Raw genomic sequence first — 9337 nt, 5'->3', positions numbered from 1 at the left:
ACCGGTGTTGCCGCCGTGAGAGGGCGGAGTACTAGGCCGCTATACGATGGGGCCGTGAGATTTACATCTCTTTTACCAGGTCTCCCTGGCAACACATATAACTATACAGAGATTCCAGGAAACAACCAAATCGAAAAGCAGTGAAATGAGTCACATATTTTACACTGAGTGCAAGACTTACCGCACAGGCTCTTGTCCAGCTATATCAGGCACTCCCCCGGCAGACGTTCAGCGCCTCCGCCGCGCCCGCCTCCGCACCCGTGCCCGCCTCATTCAAATACAACGACATCAAGGCACAAAAATGCGCCCCGCACAGTATACGGGGCGCATCCGCTCAAACTAGAGCAAGAAACTATGCCTTACGGCGGCGAAGCACCATCACAGCGGCACCAGCAATCAGTGCGAACGCACCAACGGCAGCCAGGCTCAGAACGTTCTGAGCACCGGTCTTAGCCAGCGAGCCCTTGCTCTGAGGCGCAGACTTGGTAGCCGAAGCACTCACCTGAGCATCGGAGTTAGAACCCTTAGGCTGGGACTCAGACTTCACCGAAGAAGAGTTCTTCAGCGGCGCGGTCTTCGCGGTGGTTCCCAGCTGGTCGTTAGCTTCCTCAGCCTTCGGCTGCTCACCCTTGGGCTGATCAGCCGCCGGCTTCTCTGCTACTGCTGCAGATGCGGAAGGCGATGCCGAGGCGTTGGCGGGGAATGCCGGCTCGTCAGCCTCATCGCGGTTATCTGCGTTGCCGGCATCCTTCGCGTCGTTGACGATCAGCGAAACAGCCGAGTCGTAATTGCGGTTGGTAGCCACGTCAGAACCAGCGGTGACGGTACCGAGCATGTAGCCCTGGCTGTACTGCATGGTGTTCGCGGGAACACGCAGGGTTGCGTCGAAGGAGTACTTGCCGGTGCGTGCGTTGTAAACAAACGCGCTCGCCGGAACAATGGTGGACACCTTCTGGATGCTTGCCAGCTCGCTATCGGTCAGCTTGTCGAAACCCATCGACCATTCGCCTTCCTTGACGAGGAACAGGCGAACACCTTCGGCCGGGGGCTTCTCAAAGTCGTAGCCGGACACGTGGAAGGTGTAGGGGCGGGTGATGTCGACGGTGCCCTCAGCGAAGTTCAGGGTGGGGTCAATCAACACCGCGGTAGCCTGCTTCGGGTAGCCCTGGAAGGGAACCTTAGCGGGGTTAATGGTCGCGGTGGAGGTGAACTCACCATCAGAAACCTCAGCGTAGAACTTCACGATGGAGTTCGGAACCAGCTTCTGCTGCGAGGAAGGAACAGCCTTGCCGTTACGGTCCACGGTCGCCTTGGAGGTGTAGGTGTCGGTCATGGAGCCGTCGCCGGTCTTCGAGTTCAGCACGTAGGGTACTGCCGCGGTGGTGTTAGCAATGTCCTGCTTGTCCACAGCGATGACGGAGCCATCCTCGGTGACGGTCAGGTCGTTAGCCTTACCGCCGTTCATCTCAACCTCACCGATGACACGGTCGGTCTTAGCGTCAAAGATAGCGATCTTGCCGGTACCGAAGTCGGTCACGTACACCAGGTCGCGGTTCTCGTCGTTCTCCATAGACAACGCCTGGGTGCCGAACTTGACGAACTTCTTGAACGCACCGGTGGTCAGGTCGTAGACGGAGATACCGGAGTTCACGCCATCAACACCCTGCGAGGAGACGTAAATTTCGTTCTCGGAGTGGTCGATGGTGACGTCAGAGGGGCGAACCTCAACGGAGGAGTTCTCGCCGCGGGTCTGAATAACCTGCTCGGTCTTGAAGGTCTTGGTGTTGATGACGAAGACCTTGCCGCCGGTACGCTCGGGCACGTACAGCTTGTCGCCATCAATGGTCATGTTCATGCCGACGTAGCGGGTACCGCCGTTGGGGGCGCCCTCCAGCTGCAGCTTGGTAACCTCGAAGGTCTTCATGTCGATTGCGGACACGTAGTAGCGGCCGGTCACGAACACCTTGCCGGAGTTGTGATCCACCAGCACGGAGCGGGGGTGCTCAATCCAGTTCGGGTCGCTCTCGGCGATACCGTGGTTAGTCCAAATCTGCTCCATGGTGTTCTGGTCGAACACGGACAGGGAGTTGTCGGTGGTGTTAGTAACCCACACGGTGCCAGACACGTCATCAACAGTGATGCCGTACGCGGAAATGTAGCCGAATTCGCCGTTCTTATCCAGCTCGAAGGGAAGCGCTGCTACTTCTTCAATCTGAAGAGTGTCTGCGTTGACACGAGCAATAGTGGAGGCGAGGTCGCCACGTGCACCCACGCCGACCATCCAAATCTTGTTAGTCGCCTTGGAGTAGGCAACCTGGTACTGGCCGGGCAGACCCTGGGTAATCTGCGCGACGGACGCGGAGGTGTCAACAACGCGGCTCAGCGATGCGGTGGAAGGAGCCGATGCGCTGGTGGTCGCGGTCTGGTTTGCGGTGTTAGGTGCTGCGAAGGAGGCAGGAATCATGGCTGCGCCGGAGATTGCGAGCGCGAGGGAGCCGACGGCGAGCCCCTTCAGTGCTTTGCCCGAGGAGGGAGTGAGGTTCAATGTGTGTCCTTCAAATGTGTAACGGAAGTGCTCACATGCCGCATGCGAATGCTAACGAGACACCCGTGAATATGCGGTGACATATTCGACGGCACGAAAAGCAGAAATGCAGGTAACGCATAAATTTACCTACCTTCTAATCCTCAATGTTTTCCCAGGAAAATACAAGCAGCGACGTGGGCGTGTTTTGTGTTTTTGTGAGTGATCCCCTAATTCGCCTTCAGTATCACGTGAAGGTTGAGGTGCTCCCCCGGTTTTTCCTTGCCCTTGCGGGCAAAAACCCAGGTCACGAGGGGTATTGTGACGCTTTTATATTTACACATTAATGTAAATGTTTAGGTGAGGCGCGCCCGCAGGATTCATCACGAGTTAAACATTTCTCGACATTCAAAACCTATATTTTTACAGGCAAGTGCACATATATAAATATGTCCTAAAACCACCTACCCAGCATTAGCCCAAGCGGGCACACAAAAGGCGGGTACCCCTCCCCCAGATTCGAAGAATCCGAAAGAGAAAATACCCGCCTTTTCACGCGTTATATCGAGCTTTTAAGCCCGAGAGCTAAACGCTATGCCTTGCGGCGGCGCATCACCAGGGCAGCACCCGCAATCAGAGCCACAGAAGCGAAAGCAACCAGCGGCATCACAGCGTTAGCACCGGTGTTCGCCAGAGCGCCACGCGAGGAGCCAGCCTGCGAGGAGCCTACGTCGCTCTTAGCTACCGAGGAGCCACCGCCCAAATTATCGGAACCACCTGCGGAGGAACCGCCGTTCTTCACAGCCGAACCGGACTTATCAGCCTTCACAGCATCCGGAGCAGACTTGGAGTCCTGTGCACCGGTATTAGCGTCAGACTTCTTATCCTCAGACTTAACGTCCTCAGACTTAGCGTCCTCAGACTTCTTATCTTCAGCCTTCTTGTCATCTACCTTCGGGTCAGCAGGCTTCGGGTCAGCAGGCTTCGGATCTGCAGGCTTCGGATCTGCAGGCTTCGGGTCAGCAGGCTTCGGGTCAGCAGGCTTCGGCTCCTCAGCCTTCACACCGGTCACCGTCGGGTAACCCGCGAACTGCAGCGAAGTCGGGGTGATACCCACCGGAGCTGCGCTCGCGTCGGTGTCCTTCAGACCAACCTTGAACTTCAGAATCGAGTTAGCCTTCAGCTGCTGAACCGATGCGGGAACGTCGTTACCCTGGCGGTCCTTGCCGGGCAGGGTGGTGTACTCGCTGGCGGTGGTGATCTCGCCGGTGGTGCCGTTGAGCACGTAGGGCAGGGTGACCTTCTCGTCGCGGTCCTTCTTGTCGAGGACCAGTACGGAGCCGTCCTTGAGCAGGGTCACGTCGTTCGCGGCTGCGCCGTTCATCTCGACCTCGCCGATGACCTCGTCAGCGCGGCCGTCGAAGACAGCCACCTTGCCGGTACCGAAGTCGGTCACGTACACCAGGTCGCGGTCCTCATCGTGCTCCAGGGCGAGCGCCTGGGTGCCGAACTTGACGAACTTCTTGAACTCGCCGGTGTTCAGGTCGTACACGGAGATACCGGAGTTAACGCCCTTCACGCCCTGGGAAGAAACGTAAATCTCATTCAGCGAGTGGTCCACAGCAACATCGGAGGGACGAACCTCAACGGTGGAGTCCTCACCCTGAGTCTGGATGGTCTTCTCAACCTTGAAGGTCTTGGTATCCACGACGAAGAGCTTACCGCCGGTGCGCTCGGGCACGTACAGCTTACCGCCGTCCAGGAACAGGTTCATGCTCACGTAGCGAGTGCCGCCGTCGGGTGCGCCCTCGAGCTGAATCTTCTCAACCTGCTTGGTCTTCAGGTCGATAGCGGAGACAAAGAAGCGGCCGGTCACGAATGCCTTACCGGACTCGTGGTCAACCAGAACAGAGCGGGGGTGCTCGATCCAGTTCGGGTCGTCTTCCTTCACACCCTCGTTGGTCCAGATGAGCTTGAGGGTCTGCTGGTCGTACACTGCCACGGAGTTGTCGATGGTGTTGGTAACCCAGACGGTGCCGTCCACGTCATCAACGGTCACACCGTATGCGGAGGTGTAGCCGTACTGGCCCTTGTCGTTCTTCTTCACGGGCAGCTCGGCGAATGCCTCGGTCTGCAGGGTGTCTGCATCCACGCGTGCCAGGGAGGAAGCGAGGCCGCCGCGCGCACCCACGGTGGGTACGAACAGCTTGTGGTTCTTCTTGGAGTAGCCAACCTGGAACTGGCCGGGCAGACCCTGAATGATGTTTGCAACGCTAGCGTTTGCGTCCACGGTGCGGTGAGCCTCGGTGGAGGGGGTGGTGGCGTTGTTGTCAGTTGCCTTGGTCTTGGTGGCGGTTGCGGGATAGCCCTGGAACTCGCGGGTTTCGGGGGTGACCTGCTTGACTTCGGAGTTGTCGCCTGCAGTTGCGGTGACCTTGAACTTCAGGATGGAGTTCGCCTGAATCTCGGAGGTCTTGGCGGGAACCTCGTTGCCCTGCTTGTCCTTAGAAGGCTTGCTGGTGACCTGGCTGGAGGTGCTGACGGTGCCGGTGGTGCCGTCGAGGACGTAGGGCACGGTTGCGGTTGCGCCAGCCTGCTTGTCGACAGCAACTACGGAGCCGTTGGGCAGTACGACCAGGTCGTTTGCCTTGCCGCCGTTCATGGCGACCTCGGCAATCAGCTTGTCCGCTGCGCCGCCGTCAATCACGCCCACCTTGCCGGTGCCGAAGTCGGTCACGTACACCAGGTCGTTGGCCTCATCGTTATCGAGCGAGAGCGCCTGGGTGCCGAAGGGAATGAACTTCTTGAACTCGTAGGTGGTCGCATCGTACACGGATACACCGGAGTTCTCGCCCTTCACGCCCTGGGAGGAGACGTAAATTTCGTTCTGCGAGTGGTCAATAGCCACGTCAGAGGGGCGAACCTCGCCGTCCTTATCGCCCTTCACAGAGATGGTCTTCTCGACCTTGAAGGTCTTGGTGTCGATCACGAAGAGTTTGCCGCCGGTGCGTTCGGGCACGTACAGCTTGCCGCCGTCCACCAGAATGTTCATGCTGATGTAGCGGGTACCGCCATCGGGCGCACCCTCAAGCTGAATCTTCTCGACCTTCTTGGTCTTCAGATCGATAGCCGAGACAAAGAAGCGGCCGGTCACGAAAGCCTTACCCGACTCGTGATCAACACGCACCTCGCGGGGGTGCTCAATCCAGTTCGGGTCGTCCTTGCTCAGACCCGCATTGGTCCACAGCTGCTTCATGGTCGCCTGATCATACACGGCAACGGAGTTATCGCGGGTGCTGGTCACCCACACGGTACCTTCCTCGTCATCGACGGTGATACCGTACGCACCCTCGTAGGAGTAGCCCTTGTCGTTCTTGACGATGGGCAACTCGGCGACAGCCTCAATCTTCAGGGAGTTCGCGTCAATACGAGCAATAGTGGAAACGTGCTCGTCGCGGTCAGCGGTGCCCGCAACCCAAATCTTGTTGGTCTTCTTGGAATATGCGACCTGGAACTGGCCGGGCAGGCCCTGAGTGATCTTAGCCATCGCCTTATCGGTGATGGTGCGAGCGTCAGTGCTCTGGCTTGCCGCCGGGGTGGAGTCTGCCGCGAACGATGCGGGGATGGTGGCAACACCTGAAATTGCCAGTGCCAGCGATCCAACGGCGAGGCCCTTGAATGCCTTGCTCGAAGCGAGGTTCATATGTATGTCCTTTTTCGTGGGTGGTGTGTGGAGGTGCGTCTCTCCCCCGCTTACGGGGACGGTGAGGCGCCGTGTTTTTCTGCCTTTTACGGCGGGTGTTTCGTGCACCCACAAGGAGTGAACTAGCCTTCACACAGTATTAAGTAAGGCAACCTTTAATTTACCTTCTAGGTAATACTTACTTAGCGCACAGGATTTTGCAAGATTTTAGGCATATATAACGCAAAATTTCATATGACAGGCACAGCCTGTCACTAAAACTCCCCGAGAAGCGGCAATACGGGGCATAGCGAAACCCCCGCCTCCAGCAAAAGCCAGAAGACGGGGGTTTCACGAACCCCAACAAGCACGCGCCGTGCCGGGGTTAGCTAAATTTAGGAGCCGTACGAGATTTAGGAAACGTACGAGAAGTCAGTGAACAGCAGGTTCTGCAGCTTGTAGCGGCGAATGAAACGAGCCAGCTCCGCGCGAGTAGTCGGCGCGGTCGGCTTGAACACGCCCGAAGAATCCAGAACGATGTCGTTCGCGCCAGCCCACGCAACGTAACGGTGCAGGGTACCGGCACCGAGCACGTCGCGGAAACGAGAACCAGCAGCCTCGTTCATTTCGGTCAGCTGAACCTCCGCGTTGTACTGGAATAGTACAGCCGCCAGCTCCTCGTGAGAAACCGGTGCGGTCGGGTCAATCTTGTCGCCACCGGTGAGCGGCTCGGTAATCTTGCGGTCACGAGCCCAGTGCAGGGCGTTCGCAGTCGGGCGGCCTGCCGCATCCGCGAAGGGGCCAACCTCAGAGTTTTCGCTCACGCCAGCGTGGCCGGCGGCGTGGTTCAGCAGAGCAATAAGCTCCTCACGGGTCACGGGGCGGTCCGGCTCAAACGCGCCAGTCTGCGGGTTCGGCATCAGCCACTTCTTTTGGTTCGCCATGCGGATATCCTCAGCGAACGGGTGGTTATCCGGAACATCCTCGAAAGAAGTCTTCAGAATCTTAGTCTCAGCCACGGGGATGCGCGCAGCAATCTGGTGGGTAATCTCCTGGCCCCACGGGTCGGAGCAAATATCCAGCTGCAGGGCGTGATCGAAACCCTCACCCTGCATCAGCTCGATGGGGAACTGGTCGCTACCGCTGAAGCTGTCAGCGTCACCGTCAAATTCGGGGGTGAGCGGCCAGGAGCGTAGAGTTTCGAAAGAATCGTTACGAACGTAGCCGTGGCGTACGGTCAGGGTGGTGCCTTCGGTGAGGAATTCGCGCAGACCGTGTGCAGTGTAGTTGACGGTCATACCGGTTTCGGTGATGGTGGCGCGCTGAATGACGAGGCGCGGGCCTTTAGTTTCCTCGGTTGCCGGGGCAATGTTGGTGGGTGCTTCATCTGCCTGAGCAGCCTGTGCCTGCAGGGTCAGTGCGCCTGCAGCGGCGGCGGCGGAAGCACCCTTTACGAAGAATCGTCGTGAGAGTCGATGGGTAAGCAAGGGCATGATTGTCCTATTCAGTTCTTGTTTGAGTTGAGTGAGTTACGGGTGGCAGGACGCGCGGACAGCGGCGTAAACGGTGAGTGAGGCCGATACGTTGGGTTCCCTCCCCTGGCGTGCGTGAGTGAGACGCAGCGTGCGGGGTGCGGGTGTCTGTCGGGCGGATGCGCGGTGAGTGAGACCGGCACGAGTTCCCTGACCCAGTCATCTAGCGTACCTTAAGGTTTCTGTTAAAGCGAAGATGAACCGGCGGTGATTTTACGCCCATTTTCGGTGTCCGGCGAGGTAGGGGCGTTATCTGGCAAGGTTTGCCGGAAGTTGGTATGGGTTTTTGATGGGGTAACTTCGGGTTGTTCTACACCGAGGTGTTCCGGGATGTGGAACATGTGGGATTCTGAGGTTTTATGTGCGACACGCCGTTTCGAACCCTTTTCAAAGAGTTATAGTTATTGGTACCCTATCACTGTTTCTATATTCTCAACAAAGGAGTTACCCATGGAGGCCAAGGAATTCTCATACGAGAAGGCCCTCCTCTTTTTCGCAAAGTCCAAGTACGCCGACCTTTTCGGCGTAGCACTGGTTATCGCCATCGCAGTCGCATCAGGATACCTGAGCACCACCCTCGACAAATACGTCGACTGGGGCCCAATCACGAAACTCATTCCCCTCGGCGTGATTTCCGTGATTAACGTGGGTATTTCAATGATGTCTACCCGCCTGACCGGCCGCCTCTCAAACATCGGCAACGTGCTCGGCATTATCAATACGGCACTGTCTGGCGCGATTGACTACATTATGGGCAACAAGGCAGCAATCATCACCTACCCGGTCACGTTCATCGTGTACACCTTCGCGATTCGTAGGTGGCAGAACTCTGAACGCGGCAAGGCAATGGAACCGCCGACCGGCGCTAAGGGTCAGCTGATTATTAGTGGCATTGTGGTGGGTTCGTTCGCGTTCTCCCTGGTCGCGAACTACATTGGCTACGACGGCAAGACCTCGTTCCTGTTCTGGATCACGACCGTAGTGTTTGGTCTCTCCCTGTCAGCAAACATTCTGAACGCGCTCAAGCTCACGATGCAGTGGCAGTTCTGGGCCGTGTACAACACCGTGCAGTGCATTAAGGCGCTAACCCAGGGCAACTTCGCGAACGTCGGCAAGTACATCTTCTACATCATCAACAGCGTGGCAGCGCTGCTGCTGTGGACCCGAAATGGCACCGCAGCCAAGGGTACCGTGGCGGTGGCGTAAGGGGGTTCCCTAGTTTTCGGGCGCTGACCTTTCTACCAGCTAACGCTAATACATAAGGAGGCCCCTCGACCTGCAGTCTACTACTGTGGGTCGAGGGGCTTATTTTAATATTCTTGCTATTTGTGCCTAGCAGTACGCATATTTGTTAAAATGAATAGACCGGAGGGGCTTTCATTGAGGGCTAAGAATCTTTCAATAGTTGTTTACTATTTTTATGACCGGCCGACCGACTGACCGAGTTGCTTGATATACTTACGGCGGCCAAGATGGTGAACGAGGCGCGGTTGAGAATCTTTCATTATTCGCCTTGATATACTTAATTCCCTCTTGCTTATATAACTATTATGGTTGAGAATCTTTCATTATTCACCTTGATATATTTATGGGAGGGAG

The 9337-nt window shown here is 57.1% G+C and carries 4 protein-coding genes; 1 reads left to right on the top strand and 3 read right to left on the bottom strand.

Features of this window, described 5'->3' with window-relative positions:
• Window positions 1-352: 352 nt before the first annotated feature.
• The 3 genes from QZ540_RS07305 to QZ540_RS07295 form a co-directional block, all read right to left on the bottom strand.
• Entirely contained in the window at window positions 353-2545 is a 2193-nt protein-coding gene (locus QZ540_RS07305) for an LPXTG cell wall anchor domain-containing protein (protein WP_294628813.1), read from the bottom strand.
• Window positions 2546-3116: 571 nt separating this feature from the next.
• Entirely contained in the window at window positions 3117-6227 is a 3111-nt protein-coding gene (locus QZ540_RS07300; RefSeq protein WP_294628811.1) for a DUF5074 domain-containing protein, read from the bottom strand.
• A 392-nt stretch (window positions 6228-6619) separates the two neighbouring features.
• Window positions 6620-7699 carry an S-layer homology domain-containing protein gene (locus QZ540_RS07295; protein WP_294628809.1) on the bottom strand — a complete coding sequence of 360 codons (1080 nt, stop codon included), beginning with the start codon at window positions 7697-7699 and terminating at the stop codon, window positions 6620-6622.
• A gap of 489 nt (window positions 7700-8188) precedes the next feature.
• On the opposite strand from QZ540_RS07295, the gene QZ540_RS07290 reads away from it, so the two are divergent.
• Window positions 8189-8944, top strand: coding sequence for a nicotinamide mononucleotide transporter (locus QZ540_RS07290; RefSeq protein ID WP_294628807.1), 756 nt, complete (start codon window positions 8189-8191; stop codon window positions 8942-8944).
• Window positions 8945-9337 lie beyond the last annotated feature (393 nt).

Source organism: uncultured Rothia sp. (assembly GCF_916049665.1).
Lineage (GTDB): Bacteria > Actinomycetota > Actinomycetes > Actinomycetales > Micrococcaceae > Rothia.
Note: the sequence above shows the minus strand (reverse complement) of the source record. Positions and strands in the feature narration are given on the sequence as shown.